The following is a 16,789-nucleotide window of genomic DNA, read 5'->3' as shown; positions in this document are numbered from 1 at the left end:
TCAATATTATGTAATTTTGGAAATGAGTCCTGTGAACAGATAGATTTTATTTTATGGTAGTAATTAGTATGTATATTAATAACAGAACGTTATTGACATTGCAATAGACGATAGAATATTCTCAATCCAGCGGATATATCTGCAAGGAGTCGATCGGTGCTTTCTGAAGATGAACTGCTGAGATACGGACGACAGATTGTCTATCCTGAGTTCGGGGAAACAGGACAGGAAAAACTGAAAGCCTCGAATGTGTTTGTTGTTGGCGTTGGTGGTCTGGGGTGCGCTGCGTCTATGTATCTGGCATACGCCGGTTTCGGTCATATCACGATAGTCGATGACGATGCTGTCGAGCTTTCAAATTTGAACAGGCAGATGCTTCACTGGGAGAAGGATATCGGGAAGAAGAAAACGGCATCGGCCGCCGCTAAGCTTCGCAAGATCAACAAATCGATCAAGATTACGTCCGTGTGTAAGCATATTACAGAGGGGAATGCCGATAGCATCATCGAAGGCGCTGACGCGGTTATAGACGGGCTCGATAATTTCAAGACAAGGTTCATAATAAATGCCGCGTGTGTCAGAAACGGGGTTCCATTGATTCATGGCGGCATCAACGGGCTGGTGGGTCAAGTAACTACCATCGTTCCCGGCAAGACACCGTGCCTCGCCTGTATTTACCCGACCCTGCCAGAGTCCGAGGAAACTATTCCGGTTTTCGGCGTCACTCCAGCTTTAGCGGCTTCGCTTCAGGTGATGGAGGCTATCAAGCTCATCGCTGGTTTTGGCGAGACGCTTCAAGGCAGAATGCTGTATTTCAACGGCGATTCTATGGAGTTTGCGTGTGAAGATTTAGCAAGGAATCCAAAGTGCGTTGTTTGCGGCTCTGGCGAGCAGAAGCGCAAGAGGAGTCGAAAATGAGCGTTAAAATACTCATCCCTTCGCTTCTTCATAAGTATACCGATGACAATGAAGTGGTCGAGGTCGATGGAGCTACGGTGCAAGAGTGCATCGATGCTTTAAAAAACAGATATCCCGAGCTTGAGAGGTGGCTCTACAGGGGCGGCAGAGTAGCTACCTACGTGCATATCGGCGTGAACAAGAAAAAGGCTTCTCTCGGCGATAAGGTTTCAGACGGCGACGAGGTGAAAGTGATGCTGGCCACGGGCGGGGGTTAGGAGTTCGGTTTGAAAATGGACGATATTTTAAGGAGTTCTAATACAGTCGCAATAGTCGGGCTTTCATCTGATAAGCACAGGCCAAGCTATGGCGTCGCCGTTTACCTTCAGAGTAAGGGTTATAGGGTTATTCCTGTGAATCCAAAAGAATCGGCGATTCTCGGAGAGCTCTGTCATTCATCATTAACATCGATAAACGAAAAAATCGATATCGTTGATATTTTCCGTCGTCCCGATCAAGTTATGGGAGTAGTGGACGAGGCGATACAGATAGGGGCCAGGGTTGTCTGGATGCAGGAGGAGGTTGTGAACGAGGAAGCGGCAATGAAGGCTCGTGAGGCGGGGCTTGAGGTAGTTATGGATAAGTGTATCAAGAAAGAGCACCAGAGGATGGTTGGGGAGGAGCCGCTCCCTTACGGCGTCTGCGAAGTACACTTGGATTATTAAAGCTGAAGGCGAACCATTTCGCTATTCCATAGCGTTCAATATACTTAGAATTTCCGTTCCGCTGGTAAAAGCGCCTTTCCTGACGTAGTGAATGACTCCATACTTGTCGATGATGATATTTGTCGGCGTATAGATGATATTGTAGTCTGTCGATACCATCTCATCGCTATCGAGCGCCACGGGAAGGCTGAAACCGTAATAGTCGATGACTGCCTGTACCTGATAGCTGTCCTCTCCGATGTTGATGTTGACGAATTCGACATCATTGCCCAATTCGTCATGTGCTTCCTCGAGAAAAGGCATCTGGTAAATGCAGGCGCCGCATCCCGTTGTCCAGAAGACAAGCACGACGGTCTTGCCTTTGAGGTCGGCGAGCCTGATCTGTCCGCCGTCGAGCGTAGATAAAGTGAAGTCCGGTGCTTTATCGCCGACCTTAGATCCAATCGGCACTACGCATCCAGCGATTCCTGCCAGCAGTATTATCGTCGCAAGTATTATGAGGATTGATTTTATTCGGCATCTCTTTATAGTCATGACAACTCTTTCGTCTTTTAGATAGAATATGTAATGATATCGGCCAGCATCAGGCTGCCGATTACAATCAGTAGTATACTGCTTGCAATAGAAGTCCATACCGAGTGCCGGCTGAACCACCTGAGCACCGGCTTCGCTCTGTCCAAAGCCAATCCTACGATTATAAAGGGCAACCCCAGCCCCAGCGAGTATACGGTGAGGAGCAACGCTCCCTTTGCCGCTGTCTGCGCGACTGCCGCCATGGTCAGAATCAGACCGAGCGTGCCGTATGCGCAGGTACCAATGCCGACGGAGAAAACAGCGCCCATCAGTGCAGAGCGCATATATCCTACTTTGCCCCAGAAAGGACGGCTCAGTGATTTTTCGAAATTAAGCCTCGGTATCTTCATCGCAGCAAGCAGGTAAATTCCAAACAATATCAATAGCACGCCGCCCGCTATCCTCAGGATATCGTTAGGGATGAACATGCCGAAGAGCCCCACAGAGGCTCCCATGAGGATGTAGATTATGGAGAAACCGATGACGAAGGCGACCGTATGGATGAAGACGGCTCGTCTTTTGGTCTCCGCTGATAGAGAGACCACTCCGCCTATGTTTGCGATGTATATCGGCACTAAAGGCAAAATGCATGGCGAGAAAAATGCCGCGATTCCCGCACCAAAGGCGATGGGATAGGATACTTCAGTCATAGAGCCTATTTATCGGGGCTTACGAAGCTTTCTTTTTTTTGCCCTTATCGCTTAATGTGATGCGTCTGCCGCTCTTCTCTTCGCCAAGGCGCTTCTGCTCCTCTTCATGCAGCCGCTGTCCGAAGTTTATGGCGCTAAGATTCTCCTCTTTGTATTTCTTGGGCAGTACCGCTATTATCTCGCTCTCGGATACCTTTATATCTGCCAGAACCATCAGGCGTCCCAGCGCTATCATGTATCCGAATAATTCCTTGCCAAAAATCTCGGTGCCCAGTTCGCTGAAGGGTATTTCCTCGTTTGTTGGAGGAATGTCCTCAAACTTGAGGGCTTTTCCCTTCACATCGCTGATGCCGGTTTGATACACCGTTGTCTTTGCGCGAAGTTCCTCGGCCTTGTCGGATAGCTTCAGCAATATATCGGCCTCATCAATCACAGGATTATCGATCTTCTCTTTGCCGTAAACCAGGTGCGCCAGGCTCAGGCCGCCTCTTACCGCAGCGTCGTAATCGTATAACAGACTCACTTCGTATCCGAGGTTTTTGAGCAGCTGTGCCAGGGTGATGGAGATAACTCTTACTCCCTGCCCGCCTTCTCCAGAAACGATTATCTTTTTCATATCCAGTCCTTCTCTAACCCTGGCGTATTATACCGATCTCATCCGGTTCCAGGTGGTCGTTGCCGCGCGGAGCTTTTTTGTAAGTGCGCTTGTATAGTTGTAACATTTCCCATGCGGAGTTGAATCCTATTCTGCGGCCGTTGTTCTCGATACACTGCGAATTAATCTCCACAAATGCGAAGCCGGGCCACTCGATAGCCTCCCTGATGCATTTCTGCATGTGTATTTGGTGATATGCGGTGGTTCTGGCATAGAAGTACTTGGCCGCGCTCTTGATCAAGTTTTGAAGATTGATGGGGTTTTTAAACGCGCCTGCCGGTGTGCTTACGGTTCTAGTTCCCAGAGGCGTGGTCGGTCCCGCCTGGCCGCCGGTCAGGCCGTATATCTGGTTGTTGTTACATATCACTGTTATGTCTACGTTGCGTCTGGCGGCGTGAATCAAGTGATTACCACCTATACTAGAAAGATCGCCGTCACCGGAAACAACGATTACTTTCAGGTTCGGGTTGACTGTCTTAATCGCTTCCGCCATGGGCAGTGTGCGTCCGTGCAGGGTATAGACGGTATCGATATTGACATAACCCGAAAGCCTGCCGGTGCAGCCTATCCCGGTTATAATTGTCGAGTTTGTATTGTCGAGACCTAGCTGGTCCATTGCCTTGGTCAACTGAATTAGGATCTGTCCGATACCGCAACCGGGACACCATTTGGTAGGGAAGCGGTCCAATCTGATCAAGTCTTTGTACATTAGTTAACCTCCCGGTTCAGCTTGTCCTTCAAGCCCTGTATCGCCTCATCAAGGGAAATCTTCCCGCCGAGCAGCGGTATGCTTATGACATTCCTTTTAAGCTCGCACTCGACGAGTCCGGCATACTGGCCGTCGTTTGCTTCAATAACCGCTATGTTTTTGTAGTCTTTCGCATATTTTCGCAATTCATCGCTCAGCAGCGGGAAGATTCGAATCGGACGGAATATGGAGAAGGATGATTTCAGCGGAGCTATGACCCGCGATGTGATGCCGTAAGCGATGAGCAGGGTGTCGCTCTTTTTATTACCGGCGAATTCGAAATGCGCATAGTTCTTAGCAACGTTCTCATGTCTGGCCTTCACTTTATCATGCCAACGTCTGAAGGCCATTTCATCCGCCGTGCGCGGGCTCAGGTTCTCGTCATGGGTCAGCCCGGTGAAAGTTCTCTTTCCTTTGCCCAGCGGTGGTATACTGCGCGGCACCACTTCTACTTCGATCGTATCCAGGTCGACCAGTTCATACAGGTGGCTGAGGAAAGCGTCTCCCAGGAATATGACGGGAGAGAGGGACTCCTCGGCGGCGTTGAAGGCGGCGATGGCGTATCGGTAGCATTCCTCTACTGAATTGGGATAGAAGACCAGTGGATAGTAGTCGCCGCTACTGCCGTATTTCGTTTGCAGTATATCGTGTTGGGATGGTCTCGTCGGCATTCCGGTTGCCGGCCCGACACGCTGCACATTTATATATACAGAGGGTACTTCAAGCTGATGGCCGTAGCCTATTGTTTCCTGCATCAGGCTGAAGCCGGGACCGGAGGTTGCGGTGAACGCCTTGGCTCCGGCCAGCGAGGCTCCAATCACTGCGTTGGCCGCCGCGAGTTCGTCCTCACTCTGGATGAATTTAAAGTTAGGGTTCTTGGCATTGAGCTCGGCAGCCTGTATTAGAATTTCAGTTGATGGTGTTATAGGATAGCCGGCAAAGAAAGTCGCGCCGGCTTTAACAGCACCGAGGAACGTAGCTTCATTTCCATTAAGCAGTTTTTTCATTCTTTTGCTCCTGCAATGGTTGACCGATCACTTCTATAGCAAGGTCGGGGCACTGTCTTTCGCAAAGCCCGCATCTGATGCAAAGGCCTTCAATTTCAACTACCCCTTCCGCTGTTATCTCAAGTGCTTGCTGCGGACAGGCTTCAACGCAGATGAAGCAGCGTTTGCACCACGTCGCGTTCCAGCGGACGCTGGGATAGTCTACATACTTAGCTTTTATTTTGATCATAGCTAATCCCCTCTATTAATTCGCAATCCGTTCGTAAATTATGGGTTTTGTAACAAAGTAACATTCTATCATAAACCGTTTAGCAAGTCTAACGTATTAGGGCTTTCCGACGGACAAAAACAGTAGGCTTCCTATCGGTGCGAGGAAGCCTACTACGAGAACCGTCGAAGCTATGGATTCTAATGTGTCTGAGAATACCTTATAACCAGCGGCGCTACGTTGTACGCGGATGTCACCGCGTGATGTGTGCCAACGCCGTCGCCGCCCGCGTCGACTCCGACGTAGAAAAGGCCCTGGATCGGGGCGATCGGCGAAGGCTTATTCTTGCCGCACTGTCCTACTATCTGTGCCAGTCCGATGCACTCACCGCCGCATCCTGGCACGACGCTGTCCCGCGTGACACGGCTGACGTCGGTTGTGGTATAGTCCTCTCTCTTTATGATGTGCTTTCGGAAGCCCGGGCGGAATTGTTCAATCTTGTCTTCAAAGGCATCCAGCCAGGCTTTTTGGTTCTTTAACTTGGGATCGGCAGGAGCCAGTGTTCCTGTAAGAAGCAACTGTTTGCCCTCAGGCGCTACGGCGGGATCGAATCCCTGTGGATTGAAGAATATCATCATCATATCCTCCGGGATGTTGCCTTCCTTGGCCTTCATGTAGCGCTCCATATTCCACCAGTTGTTGTCCGAGTAGATAATATAAGCGCAGTCCTCGAATACGACTTTATCAAGGAAGTATCGATGGCCTATAAGCGCCAATGACGGAACCAGGCTTCTGATGCGATTGGAATATCCCTTATCGAAATACTCTTCGCCGACAAGCTTAAGCACGGTCGGCTGTATTCCCGCGTTGCTAACGACTATCGGTGCTGAAAAAGTACCTTTGTCTGTGACAATGCCGGTTACCTGGCCGTTCTCGACCGTGATTTTCTCTACCCTTGTGTTGAGATTTACTTCGCCGCCGAGTTGCTTAAAAGCTCCTACCAGCGCCTCGCTTAATTTTGCATATCCGCCCATGAAGTAAGCGGATCCGAGGCCGGTGGTAAACTGGCGCAGTGTCTTGATCATTTCGGAGGCGGAGCACAGGTCTATTTGCACTACAAAAAGGATGTTGCACAGCACGGCGAGGTAACTATATGCGCCCTGGGGGATGCTGTATTGCATTACAAAATCATGAAAGGTTACATCGTCAAGCGCGCTGAGTTGTTCGGGCGTCATTGTCGACATTTCCTCGAACATCCTGTTGACATTGGCAAGTCCTTCGGGATCGTTCATGAGCATTTCCGGTATCTGCATCGGAGGGACGAGAATATAACTTATATATTTATCTGATCCCTCAGGTTTATAAAGGAACCCGCCGTCTTTAGGTGTCGCTTTCCCGGACATTATGGCGGCTAGGCTTCCCGTTGTTGGAAAGACATCGGACATCGGAGCCTGAGCGCCGACCTCGTTGAGTACTTTTTCAAACGTGGTGTTGTAGCGCGGCAGTCCCATTACCGGCCATAGCTCATAGGTAAAGCCGTCTTTGCTATAGTTCAGAGCCTTTCCGCCTACTCGGTCGTTCTTTTCCACAAGCAACGTCTTAAGCCCTCGTTTTTGCAGCAATGCGGCACAGGCGGACCCTCCCGGCCCGGCTCCGACGACGATAGCGTCAAATTTAGTTCCGGCCATAATCTTCCTCCTAACCTGTTATTTTTCTCAAAAAACCTTATCCGATATTACATCGGCAGAGCAACTATAACATGTAGAGAGCCCGCGCTGAGATGCTATTTCTTTGGCGTCGGGCTCTCTATGATCTACTATTTTCGCAAGGTTCCTATTTAAAATAGGTGTTCCAGCATTTATCAACCGCAGGAGTCGGCTTCCACCATTTCTGTATCTTCAGGTCGTCGGCAACCTTGTTGGCGGTTGTGACACCAGGACCAAAGGTCACCAGTCCGCCGGAGTAGCTGGAGGCTCCGCCGATGTACAGGTTCTTTATCGGTGTGACGTGGTTGGAGCACTCGTCGTTGGGACGCTGATGTCCCATCTGCAGCGAATCGTAGGCGCCCTGCTTTATCGATCCTTTGACCATGTTCGGGAACTTGTCCTCGATGTCAGCGGGAGTCGTCATATTCCAGAACATGACGTTCTTCTTGGTCATATTCGGAGCATACTTCTCCAGGACCTTGCGCTGTACCTCAGCACGCTCTTCCTTGAACTTCATCTTGAGCCAGTTGTCCTTGCCGCCCTTTATCTCGTACGGCGCCATCTGAGAGATGAGGCCGGAGCATTTGCCCTGCGGCGCCTGGTACGGGTCGTGCACGCTGGGGAAGCAGCAGCTGAAGCCCTCGGGCTGGGGTATCTCGCCTGTCTTCTGGAGCATAGAGTCCCAGACTCCCTTCAGGTTATCCTCGGTCTCATAGCCCAGTATGTAGATGAAGGCTTTGTTCACATCGGGATTCTTCTCCGCGGCCTTGAAATTGGGGGCCTCCCTCAAGGCCAGATGCTGGTGGCACAGGCTCCAGTGTTCCCATTGCCAACCTTTGACCTTATCGACAAAATTCGGGTCGAGGTTCTTCTCCCCGATGAATTTGAGGAATGTGCTGTCAACGTCAAGTGTGCTGATGACGGCCTTATCCGCCATGTACACGCCGCCGTCGGTAAGCTCGATGCCCTTGGCCGTGCCGTTCTCTACGATAATCTTCTTGACGCAGGCGTTGGTCAGAATCTCAGCGCCGTACTCAAGGCAGAAGCGGGTCAGGGCATTAGACAAACGGTGCGAGCCGCCCTGCACCAACTGGTAGTTGGCTGCGCGGTTGATGAGCAGCGGCACCAGGTAGCTGACGCCGGTCATGTCATACTGCAGCGCCCAGTGGCATGCTACGAAGAGGAACATTGTCCTGACGACATCGTGCTCGAAGAGCTCGTTAACGATCTCTTCCGGAGTCTTTTCTGTCAGTTCATTGATGTCCTTGCCCCACTCGGTCTTTTCCATGCCCATTACGGCGTCGAGTGCCGGAAGCGTCGGCAGGTAGGTGGCCGGGCCCAGGAACTCGTCGACCAGCTTCTGGAACCTCTTTGAGTTCTCGCGGTAGCTGTCGGCGTCCTTCTTGGAGAACTTCTCTATCGACTTGGCTGTCTTCTCGGCGTCGGTGTAGATGGACACCGAATTGCCGTCGAGGAGCGGCATACACCACTGGTGCTCGGGACGTATGTACTGGATGCCGTACCGCTTGTCGAACTCGAAGTCCGGGGTCGTGGGGGAGTAGTCCACCATCAGATGATAGATGGCGTGCGTGTTGTGGTAGAAATCGGGCAGGGTTATCTGTTCGGTAGCCAGCCCTCCGCCGATCTCGTTTCGCCTCTCTAACACGAGTACCTTGAGCCCCGCTCTCGCCAGATAACAGGCTTCCGTGAGCCCGTTGGGGCCGCCGCCGATGATGATTACATCGTAATTCTTTGCCATTTTCCCTCCTTGTATTTCAGGGTTTTTATTTTATGTCCTTATAGTTACTTACATTAACTCTATATCGTGGCAACCAGGATCGACGATGAGCGTGGGTTCGGTCAGCTTCTGAACCTCCTCGGGCGTCCAACCTGGAGCAACTTCTTTAAGCACCAATCCCTTATCGGTTACTTCAATCACGGCTATATCCGTAACCAGCAAGGATACACTTTCTATAGCTGTGATGGGATAGGTGCATTGTTTAACTACTCTTGGTTTGCCGTCTTTGGTGACATGGTTCATGACTACTATCAATTTCTTGGCTCCTACAGCCAGATCCATGGCACCTCCGATAGTGCCTATCTTCCTCTCGGGGACCATATAGTTTGCTAGGTCGCCCTTCTCCGAGACCTGGAAGCCTCCCATGACGCTGATGTCAAGGTGCCCGCCGCGGATCATAGTGAACGATTCGGCGTGGTCGAAGCAGCTCATGCCGGGCTGGACTCTGACGGTCTGTCCTCCGGCATTCTGCAAGTCCTGATCGCCTTCTCCAACATTGGTGATCTCGCCGAAGCCGAGTACGCCGTTCTCGCTCTGGAAGATGACTTCCCTGCCGGCGGGTATATAGTTCGCAGCCAGCACAGGTATCCCGATCCCTAGGTTGACATAGTTGCCATCCTGGAATTCCTTGGCTACGCGGAGGGCCATGGTCTCTCTATCAAGTTTGAATTTCTCTTCCATAACTTCCCTCCTTACGCGCTCTTTCTTTCCATGAACCTATCGTGGGACTCCTGGGCTTCCTTACTGATCTCTCCTCCGTCCGCTTCCACGTACTCCGCTGGCCTCTTAACCACTCGATCCACATAGATGCCGGGAGTATGTATCTCGTCCGGCTTCAGCTCGCCCAGCTCTACGATCTCGTCAACCTCCGCTATGGTGACCTTGGCCGCGCCGGCCATTGTGCCGTTGAAGGTTCGCGAGGTGTATCTATATGTCAGATTACCCCAGCGATCGCCCTTGTGCGCTTTGATTACGGCGAAGTCGGCCTTTATCGGCAGTTCCAGTACATATTTCCTGCCGTCGATTGTTTTTACTTCTTTGCCTGTCTCGACAACCGTACCTACTCCTACCGGCGTGTAAATTCCTCCGAGTCCCGCTTTGGCTGCCCTGATGCGTTCCGCCAGTGTGCCCTGCGGAACCATCTCCAACTCGACTTCCCCGGCGCGGAGTTTCTTCTCAAAGTTGTTCTGGTATACAGCGCTGACCGGGGCCGAGGCTATCGCTTTCTTTATGCAGTTGTTGCGCACAAGAACGTCGATATCCTCCGGGAACTTGTATCCCAGCAGCTTCCAGACATCCTTGCCGAAACCGCAGGAGTTGGATACGGTAGTGAGGTTCTTGACTCCCTTGCGGGCCAAAGCCTCCAGGAGCATGGTAGGAGTGCTTGATACGGTGCCGAAGCCGCCTATCATTACTGTAGCGCCGTCCGGTATATCGGCTACCGCCTTATCGAAGCTAGACACTATCTTATTTACAGGCATGTCTTACCTCTTCTACTTCTTTGCCAGGGGGCTTGTAAGCCCGGATTCTTTCGTCTTCTTAAGTACCTCCAGCCAGGTCTGGTACAGCGTATCAGCATCTTCGCCTTGCTGCCACGGTCCGGGCAGTCCGAGGTCCTTGGCTATGATCTGATAGCAGTTGTAGGACTCGGTAGCGCCTGAGTTTGCGCCCAGGTGCCACGCAGCGCCGGTGGCGTAGAGGTTCTTTATCGGGGTCCTGTGGTTGGCCAGCTCCGGTATCGGCCGCTTGTCGTCGCACTGGTGCGATACTCGGTCGATAAGGGACATGGTGCCGTTGGGTCCCGTGTTCTTCATCCTAAGGTTATCGTAAGGCGTATTCATGTCAACGCCTATTATATTGTCCCAGTTCATATTGGGGGCATGTTTCTCCCATATCTTAATCAGTTCCTCGGCGTACCACTTCTTGATATCCAGCCATTCGTCCTCGGTATGAGCGGTAGCCGGCGGGCCAAGCTGCTCGTTATTGGCGATGTGCTTGCCGGGCGCCGCGTAGAGCGGGTCCACCATGCTGTGGCTCCAGACAGTCGGACACCAGTCCTTGGTCGGCGGCCACATGCCCAGTCTTCCGTAATAAGCCTCACGCACCACGTGGTATGGATCGGGATCTTCGGCGAGACCGAGCCAGAATGAGTCGTTGATATCGGGGTTGAACGAGGCCACGTTATACTTCGGCGCCTCATGACAAGCGAATGTGTACCACATAAGACAGCCGAACTCCGTTTCAATCAGCTTGATCCGCTTCTTGAAAGCCGGGTCCAGGTATTCCTCGCCGATGAGGTCGAAGGCCAACTGCATCGGGCTCAACGTACTGACGACGAACTTGTTGGCCTTGATCTTGGTGCCGTCTACAAGCTCGATACCCTTGCACTCGGCGTTCTCTATGATGCACTTCTTGACCTCCTGTCCGAGGAAGAATTTGCATCCGTCGCGGCAGAGTATCTTATGCGCCGCGTGCGCTACCTGATGCGTGCCGCCTGGTATAAACGCAATCGACGGCTGCATGGCGGCGAATCCGAACGTCCATGCGCCGGCGCCCGGCTGGCTCGGGTCCATAGCCGCTGACAGCACGAATCTGATGTTACAGTACTGCATCTCCGGGCTCTCCCAGAGCTCCTGAACATTGTGAATATGAGGAGCAGCAAGGATCAGCGCGTCCGGGTTCACGCCCTGCCCTACTTCTATCATAAAGGGATACTGTGTCAGCTGTCTCTCAAATACCTTGGGGTCGGCGGCTCTGATCTCGGCAGGCTTGTACATCATATCGATCTGTACGGCCTGTGCCGCCGGATTCATCCAGTACTTCCTCAGTCTGAGCCACTTCTCCGCATCCTCTTTTGAGAAACGGGCGATTTGTTCGGCGGTCCTGGTCTGGTCGGGATCGTACTTCTCGCTATAAATAGCGAGACAGTTCTGATCCTTCAAGAACGATCCGCCGCTGGCCACCAGGTGTTGTTCCAGCCTGCAGCCGTACTCCCATATCTCAGGGAAGTCGCGCCACAGCGGCGTGTAGTAGAACGGCAGCTGGATTGTTGCATGTGTGTTGCCGCGGAAACCCGGCGCGGAGATCTCCTCCGTAGCCAGACACCCGCCGATCTCATGCCGCCTTTCATAGATTCCTACGCTCAGGTTAGCGTACTTGATGAGGTACATGGCGAGGAACAGCGCCTTGTTACCTCCTCCTACGATTACAACATCAAACGTCTCTTCAGCCATTATTACCTCCTTGATTTTTTATGTAGCAGGCTTAGAGTGTTAGAACTTTATTACGCTGCGAATTACCTCTCCCTTTTTCATCGCTTCAAAGGCCTCGTTGATCTGATCCAGCTTGTAGGTCTTTGTTATCAGCTTATCTATGGGGAGTTTGCCATTCATGTAAAGGTCAACATACTTTGGTATGTCGATCTGCGGGATGATATCGCCCTGAACCGCGCCGGTTATCGTCTTGCCCAGTAAGAATTCGAACGGTGCGATGGTCAGCATGCTGGTAATAGGAGCCATGCCTGAAACGACGAACACACCGCCGGGGCGGATTGAGCCGAGTGCTTTTACCATTATATCTACATTACCGATGAACTCGAGAGCGTAGTCAACTCCTCCGCCGTTGATTTCAAAAATCTTTAACTGGGGATCGTCGTTCTTTGCGTTGATAACATGGTCGGCACCGAGTTGTTTAGCCATCTCAAGTTTGTTATCCAGGGCGTCGATTGCTATTACTTTAGCTCCGGCAAGCTTGGCGCCCATGACAGCGGCGAGTCCCACACCTCCGCAGCCGAAAATAGCTATTGTCTCTCCGGCTTTCACTTTTGTGGTGTTGATCGCAGTGCCGATACCGGTGCTTGCGCCGCATCCGAGCAGACACACTACATCAAGGGGCGCATCGTCTCTGACCTTCACCGCCGATCTCTCGTGCACTACCACTTTCTCGGCGTAGCAGGCCAGTCCGAACAGGTGGTGAATCTGCTGGTCTCCCTTGCGTGCGCGCATCTGGCCGTACGGCAGTGTGGCCATCATTTGAATAGGCAGATTCTCCACGCACATCGTGGGCCGGCCCTCATAACAGAAACGACATTTGCCGCAGCTGAAAGCGACCATCATGATGACATGATCGCCCGGCTTTACGGTCGTTACGCCCGGCCCCACCTTCTCTACAACGCCTGCTCCCTCGTGTCCGGGAATCACGGGCATGGCCGCGGGCATCTCGCCCTTCATGAAGTGGAGGTCTGAATGGCAGACTCCCGTCGCTTCAAGCTTGACGAGTATCTCGTTTGCCCCGGGCTCATCGAGCGTCACATCCTCAATCTTCAATGGAGCTCCGGCCTCATACAAAACAGCAGCCTTCATTAGTTCAACTCCTTTCCTAATTTTATTTTGGTTGGATGTCTGGACTTTCCAGTACACCCTCTTTCTTGAGATTCTCTATATCACCGTCGCTCATGTGAAGAAGTTCGCGACAAATCTCATCCGTATGTTGTCCCAGCAATGGAGCGGGAGTGCTGGCTAGCGCTGGCGTCCCTGACAGCTTTAGAGCTACGTTGGGATACAACCGTTTCCCTACAATGGGATGGTCCAGCTCAACCAAGGCATTGTCGTGCAGGATTTGCGGGTCTTTCATCGTATCAGGCGCTCGTTGTACGACACCAGCCGGTACACCGGCTTTCTGCAACAATTCCTGTACATCCCACGCATCGAGAGGGGTTGTCCATTCTGCGACGAGCTTATCCAGCTCGTCGACGTTTTTAAGCCTCTCCAATAGTGTTGCGAATTTAGGGTCTTCGTCCCATTCCTGATGCCCTATCGCTTTTGTGAAACTGTGCCACTCCTCGTCGGTGAAAACGCTTATAGCAACCCAGTTGTCCATGCCGGTGCAGGGATAAGCTCCGTGAGGGGCTGCATAGGGACAGCGGTTGCCCTTCGGTTCAGGTACGCGTTTGTTGATAGTGTAGTCGAGATACGATTCGCCGATAAGGGATGCGGCTACTTCCGTCTGCGCCATATCTATATACTGTCCTTTGCCGGTGCGGCGTCTGTAATCGAGAGCCGCCATTATTCCTATGGCGCACTGCTTGCTCGCCATGTGGTCTGGCAGAGGGGAGTTGGAACCGACGGGATACGGGTCGTCGGGATGCTTCCAGATAGAGAGCATGCCTGAGCCTGCCGACAGCATAGGGCCGTATGCCGGGTAGTCGCTGTGCGGCCCGCCTCCGCCGAATCCCTGGCTGCTTAAATATATGATGTCGGGCTTTATCTTGCGTACCGATTCGTAATCGAAGCCCAGGCTCTTGGCTACCCCGCCGCGCTGGTTCTCCGCGAAGACGTCCGCCTTCTCTATCAGTTTTTTTAAAATATCCTTACCCTTCGCGGTTTGCAGGTCCAGGCCTATGCTAAGTTTGTTTCGGTTGGTTTCATTAAAGCCGGCGCTGCTGTTCTTCTCCGCCGCTATTGTCCTCACGAAATCGAGGTTCTTGCTCGATTCGATTTTAATAACTTTCGCACCGAGTTCCGCGAGTAACCTGATGCCGTCCGGGACGGCCACGCCGGTGCCGAAGTCGAGAACTAATATGTCTTGTAAAGCGGTTTGTGCCATATTCATATCCTCCCTATATCACTCCGGCACCCTTGAGTATTACCAAATCCTCTTTTGATAAGCCCAGTTCATTACAGTATATCTCCTCATTGTGCTGTCCCAGAAGAGGGGCACATGATTGTATCTTTGGTTGAGTTGCCGTCCATCTGTAGGGCGGTCCCGGGTAGAGACCTTCGCCGATAACCGGATGTGTGACCTTGGTGAAATAATTTCTGGCATTGGCATCCGGGCTGTTTATGAACGTGGGTATATCATATATCGGAGCGATAGGAACTCCCTCCTGGAATCCTTTTTCCCAGATCTCCATCTGAGTGAACTGTGTTGTAAACTCAAGCATTATGGCCAATAAGTCCTGGGAGTTACCGATACGGTAGATAAAACTTTCCCATTCAGGAAGCGACAGTACCTCGGGGCTGCCGAGCACTTTCACCAGGGCCTGCCATTGCCGCGGCGTAAGTGCGATTACTCGAATGTGCCCATCCTTGGTCGGGTATACCGGATAAATCGAGTCGCCTAATCGAGACTCCGGCATGGGCAACGGGCCTCCCGGGGTTAGAGAGTGAGAATAAATCGGAACCGACCAGGGGTAGAGGCCGGTGCGCGCGATCTCGTGTACCGAAGCATCTATCTTCTGCCCGCCGCCTATCACCGGGCGGGCGTACAGCGCTGCTATTATCTCAACAACGGCTATCAGCGATGCGGCGTCGTAGGCGGGCATGCCGGGCAGCAGTGTCGGCGCTTTGCCGGGATAGCCGCTTGTTATCATCACGCCGCTGAGAGCGAAGTCGACGATGTTCGAACCCTTATAATTTTTATACGGGCCGTCCGTGCCAAATTCCGTGAAGCTGGCCATGACGATATTTGGATTAATCTTCTTAATGTCTTCGTATCCAAGCCCAAGGTCGTCCATGTAAGCCGGGCCGAAGTTCTCTACAACCACGTCGGCTTTCTCAGCCAGCTTTTTGAAGAGATTTATACCTTGTTCGGTTTCGATATTAAGGGTGATGCCGCGTTTGCTTGCGTTGCGGTATATGTAGAAGAAGCTTTTCTCGGGATGGGGATCGTCGTTGAAAAACGGAGGGATAGAACGTCCCGTGTCTCCTTGAGGGCTCTCAATTTTAATTACGTCTGCTCCAAGGTCTCCCATTGTCCTTGCGCAGTAAGCACCTTTGCTGTCGGTCAAATCCAGTATTCGATATCCTGTCAGCGCGCCTTCCTGATGACTTGTCAATGTATCACCTCTTTCGTGACTTAGATACCGGTTTGAAATAATTGATATCGAGGATGTTGCCGGTGCGTTCATCCTCTCTGAATACCGCCTTAACCCGCATGCCTATCTTGATATTGTCCAGGTCGATCTCGCCCAACATATGCACAAAGCCGGTGTCGGCGCCGTCCAGCTTTATTATGCCGTAGGCGACGGGAAGCTGTCTCTTTAATACGTCCTTCTCGGCGTCGCGGGGAACGCGAAGAACGGTATAGGTGAGCAATTTGCCTTCACTGCCGACCTCAACCCACTTATCAAGCTGTGAGAAGCACTCTTTGCAAGTCGATCTTGGTGGAACATGGACTTTGTTACAGTTGGGGCATTTCAATCCCATTATCTTCTTACCGTCGCGCAGCTCTCTGAGAAATCTGCTCCCGGTCCTGCCAGCCTCAAACTTGTGGGTATATACCATGTGCCCCGAAAAAATAACCGGTGTAGTTGGCTTCATTGGTGTTGTAGTCATCACTTCTTCTCCTCAATAGCGCGGAAATACATGATGTCTTCATATCCACGGCCGCGTCCCTGCTCGCGCCATACAGCCTTGACCCTCATGCCGAGGTGCAGCTTCTCCATGTCCTTTTCCTCCAGCCAGTGCATGATGTAAGGTCCCGTATCGAATTGTATATTGGCCAGAGGGCGCTCGGAAAACGCGAAAGTTCCTTTGCGGATATCGAAGATGGGCATCCCAGCCTTAGTGAACTGCACTACAGTTCCTTCGTCCCCGATCTCCTCCCAGTTATCATGAGTGAACTCGGTGAAGCAGTAGCCGCACATCGCCTCGGGCGGGAACAGCAGCTTTTTGCAGTTGGGGCACCTGATGCCCCATATCCTCTTATTTTCTTTCATCTCCGTAAAGACGGTGCCGACGTACGGGCCCATGGACCAGTTATACGGTATCTTGGAGAAGAACTCTACACCGATCAATTCCTCTTTTTTCTCTTCTGCCATGCG

Annotated in this window: 19 protein-coding genes; 3 read left to right on the top strand and 16 right to left on the bottom strand. The window is 52.0% G+C overall.

Features of this window, described 5'->3' with window-relative positions; translation table 11 throughout:
- Positions 1 to 156: 156 nt before the first annotated feature.
- Genes WC562_09420 through WC562_09410 form a run of 3 tightly spaced genes read left to right on the top strand, consistent with a single transcriptional unit; the run spans position 157 to position 1,622 of the window.
- Positions 157 to 918 (top strand): HesA/MoeB/ThiF family protein, encoded by a 762-nt coding sequence (locus WC562_09420; GenBank protein MFA5056366.1) that lies wholly within the window; start codon positions 157 to 159, stop codon positions 916 to 918.
- Positions 915 to 1,175: a MoaD/ThiS family protein gene (locus WC562_09415; GenBank protein ID MFA5056365.1), complete on the top strand. Its 261-nt coding sequence runs from the start codon at positions 915 to 917 to the stop codon at positions 1,173 to 1,175. Before WC562_09420 ends, WC562_09415 begins: the two co-directional genes overlap by 4 nt.
- A 15-nt stretch (positions 1,176 to 1,190) precedes the next feature.
- Positions 1,191 to 1,622 (top strand): CoA-binding protein, encoded by a 432-nt coding sequence (locus WC562_09410; protein ID MFA5056364.1) that lies wholly within the window; start codon positions 1,191 to 1,193, stop codon positions 1,620 to 1,622.
- 21 nt (positions 1,623 to 1,643) lie between these two features.
- On the opposite strand, the gene WC562_09405 is transcribed toward WC562_09410, so the two are convergent.
- The 16 genes from WC562_09405 to WC562_09330 form a co-directional block, all read right to left on the bottom strand.
- The gene (locus WC562_09405; protein ID MFA5056363.1) at positions 1,644 to 2,156 is read right to left on the bottom strand and encodes a redoxin family protein; all 513 of its coding nucleotides are present in this window, start codon (positions 2,154 to 2,156) and stop codon (positions 1,644 to 1,646) included.
- Between the two features lie 17 nt (positions 2,157 to 2,173).
- Positions 2,174 to 2,845, bottom strand: a complete 672-nt coding sequence (locus WC562_09400; GenBank protein ID MFA5056362.1) for a cytochrome c biogenesis protein CcdA — start codon at positions 2,843 to 2,845, stop codon at positions 2,174 to 2,176.
- 19 nt (positions 2,846 to 2,864) lie between these two features.
- A complete protein-coding gene (locus WC562_09395; GenBank protein MFA5056361.1) occupies positions 2,865 to 3,461 on the bottom strand; it encodes a 2-oxoacid:acceptor oxidoreductase family protein in 597 nt (198 codons plus the stop codon).
- Between the two features lie 13 nt (positions 3,462 to 3,474).
- Entirely contained in the window at positions 3,475 to 4,209 is a 735-nt protein-coding gene (locus tag WC562_09390; protein MFA5056360.1) for a thiamine pyrophosphate-dependent enzyme, read from the bottom strand.
- Positions 4,209 to 5,255, bottom strand: coding sequence for a 2-oxoacid:acceptor oxidoreductase subunit alpha (locus WC562_09385; protein MFA5056359.1), 1,047 nt, complete (start codon positions 5,253 to 5,255; stop codon positions 4,209 to 4,211). Before WC562_09385 ends, WC562_09390 begins: the two co-directional genes overlap by 1 nt.
- Complete coding sequence (locus WC562_09380) at positions 5,239 to 5,484, bottom strand: 4Fe-4S binding protein (protein ID MFA5056358.1); 246 nt, start codon at positions 5,482 to 5,484, stop codon at positions 5,239 to 5,241. The genes WC562_09385 and WC562_09380 overlap by 17 nt, the downstream gene beginning before the upstream one ends.
- A gap of 179 nt (positions 5,485 to 5,663) precedes the next feature.
- Complete coding sequence (locus tag WC562_09375; GenBank protein MFA5056357.1) at positions 5,664 to 7,151, bottom strand: NAD(P)/FAD-dependent oxidoreductase; 1,488 nt, start codon at positions 7,149 to 7,151, stop codon at positions 5,664 to 5,666.
- A gap of 145 nt (positions 7,152 to 7,296) precedes the next feature.
- Positions 7,297 to 8,928, bottom strand: a complete 1,632-nt coding sequence (locus WC562_09370; protein ID MFA5056356.1) for an NAD(P)/FAD-dependent oxidoreductase — start codon at positions 8,926 to 8,928, stop codon at positions 7,297 to 7,299.
- Positions 8,929 to 8,976: 48 nt separating this feature from the next.
- Positions 8,977 to 9,648, bottom strand: a complete 672-nt coding sequence (locus WC562_09365) for a 3-oxoacid CoA-transferase subunit B (protein ID MFA5056355.1) — start codon at positions 9,646 to 9,648, stop codon at positions 8,977 to 8,979.
- Positions 9,649 to 9,659: 11 nt separating this feature from the next.
- Positions 9,660 to 10,448 carry a CoA transferase subunit A gene (locus WC562_09360; protein MFA5056354.1) on the bottom strand — a complete coding sequence of 263 codons (789 nt, stop codon included), beginning with the start codon at positions 10,446 to 10,448 and terminating at the stop codon, positions 9,660 to 9,662.
- Between the two features lie 12 nt (positions 10,449 to 10,460).
- Positions 10,461 to 12,200 carry an NAD(P)-binding protein gene (locus WC562_09355; GenBank protein ID MFA5056353.1) on the bottom strand — a complete coding sequence of 580 codons (1,740 nt, stop codon included), beginning with the start codon at positions 12,198 to 12,200 and terminating at the stop codon, positions 10,461 to 10,463.
- A 39-nt stretch (positions 12,201 to 12,239) separates the two neighbouring features.
- The gene (locus tag WC562_09350) at positions 12,240 to 13,328 is read right to left on the bottom strand and encodes a Zn-dependent alcohol dehydrogenase (protein ID MFA5056352.1); all 1,089 of its coding nucleotides are present in this window, start codon (positions 13,326 to 13,328) and stop codon (positions 12,240 to 12,242) included.
- Between the two features lie 22 nt (positions 13,329 to 13,350).
- Positions 13,351 to 14,571: a CoA transferase gene (locus WC562_09345; GenBank protein ID MFA5056351.1), complete on the bottom strand. Its 1,221-nt coding sequence runs from the start codon at positions 14,569 to 14,571 to the stop codon at positions 13,351 to 13,353.
- Positions 14,572 to 14,584: 13 nt separating this feature from the next.
- On the bottom strand, positions 14,585 to 15,802 hold the full coding sequence (locus WC562_09340; protein MFA5056350.1) for a CoA transferase: 1,218 nt from the start codon (positions 15,800 to 15,802) through the stop codon (positions 14,585 to 14,587).
- Positions 15,803 to 15,806: 4 nt separating this feature from the next.
- Complete coding sequence (locus tag WC562_09335; protein MFA5056349.1) at positions 15,807 to 16,301, bottom strand: Zn-ribbon domain-containing OB-fold protein; 495 nt, start codon at positions 16,299 to 16,301, stop codon at positions 15,807 to 15,809.
- Positions 16,301 to 16,786, bottom strand: coding sequence for an OB-fold domain-containing protein (locus WC562_09330; GenBank protein ID MFA5056348.1), 486 nt, complete (start codon positions 16,784 to 16,786; stop codon positions 16,301 to 16,303). Before WC562_09330 ends, WC562_09335 begins: the two co-directional genes overlap by 1 nt.
- Positions 16,787 to 16,789 lie beyond the last annotated feature (3 nt).

The organism is Dehalococcoidia bacterium, from assembly GCA_041649635.1.
GTDB lineage: Bacteria > Chloroflexota > Dehalococcoidia > E44-bin15 > E44-bin15 > JAYEHL01.
This window is presented reverse-complemented; position numbering and strand designations above follow the sequence as displayed.

Bases quoted from the DNA above. Each gene is read 5' to 3' on its own strand.
- WC562_09375 (MFA5056357.1), bottom strand. From the start codon at position 7,151: ATGGCCGGAACTAAATTTGACGCTATCGTCGTCGGAGCCGGGCCGGGA.
- WC562_09360 (MFA5056354.1), bottom strand. From the start codon at position 10,448: ATGCCTGTAAATAAGATAGTGTCTAGCTTCGATAAGGCGGTAGCCGAT.
- WC562_09330 (MFA5056348.1), bottom strand. From the start codon at position 16,786: ATGGCAGAAGAGAAAAAAGAGGAATTGATCGGTGTAGAGTTCTTCTCC.
- WC562_09370 (MFA5056356.1), bottom strand. From the start codon at position 8,928: ATGGCAAAGAATTACGATGTAATCATCATCGGCGGCGGCCCCAACGGG.
- WC562_09405 (MFA5056363.1), bottom strand. From the start codon at position 2,156: ATGACTATAAAGAGATGCCGAATAAAATCAATCCTCATAATACTTGCG.
- WC562_09390 (MFA5056360.1), bottom strand. From the start codon at position 4,209: ATGTACAAAGACTTGATCAGATTGGACCGCTTCCCTACCAAATGGTGT.
- WC562_09345 (MFA5056351.1), bottom strand. From the start codon at position 14,571: ATGGCACAAACCGCTTTACAAGACATATTAGTTCTCGACTTCGGCACC.
- WC562_09350 (MFA5056352.1), bottom strand. From the start codon at position 13,328: ATGAAGGCTGCTGTTTTGTATGAGGCCGGAGCTCCATTGAAGATTGAG.
- WC562_09335 (MFA5056349.1), bottom strand. From the start codon at position 16,301: ATGACTACAACACCAATGAAGCCAACTACACCGGTTATTTTTTCGGGG.
- WC562_09355 (MFA5056353.1), bottom strand. From the start codon at position 12,200: ATGGCTGAAGAGACGTTTGATGTTGTAATCGTAGGAGGAGGTAACAAG.
- WC562_09395 (MFA5056361.1), bottom strand. From the start codon at position 3,461: ATGAAAAAGATAATCGTTTCTGGAGAAGGCGGGCAGGGAGTAAGAGTT.
- WC562_09385 (MFA5056359.1), bottom strand. From the start codon at position 5,255: ATGAAAAAACTGCTTAATGGAAATGAAGCTACGTTCCTCGGTGCTGTT.
- WC562_09415 (MFA5056365.1), top strand. From the start codon at position 915: ATGAGCGTTAAAATACTCATCCCTTCGCTTCTTCATAAGTATACCGAT.
- WC562_09410 (MFA5056364.1), top strand. From the start codon at position 1,191: ATGGACGATATTTTAAGGAGTTCTAATACAGTCGCAATAGTCGGGCTT.
- WC562_09400 (MFA5056362.1), bottom strand. From the start codon at position 2,845: ATGACTGAAGTATCCTATCCCATCGCCTTTGGTGCGGGAATCGCGGCA.
- WC562_09380 (MFA5056358.1), bottom strand. From the start codon at position 5,484: ATGATCAAAATAAAAGCTAAGTATGTAGACTATCCCAGCGTCCGCTGG.
- WC562_09365 (MFA5056355.1), bottom strand. From the start codon at position 9,648: ATGGAAGAGAAATTCAAACTTGATAGAGAGACCATGGCCCTCCGCGTA.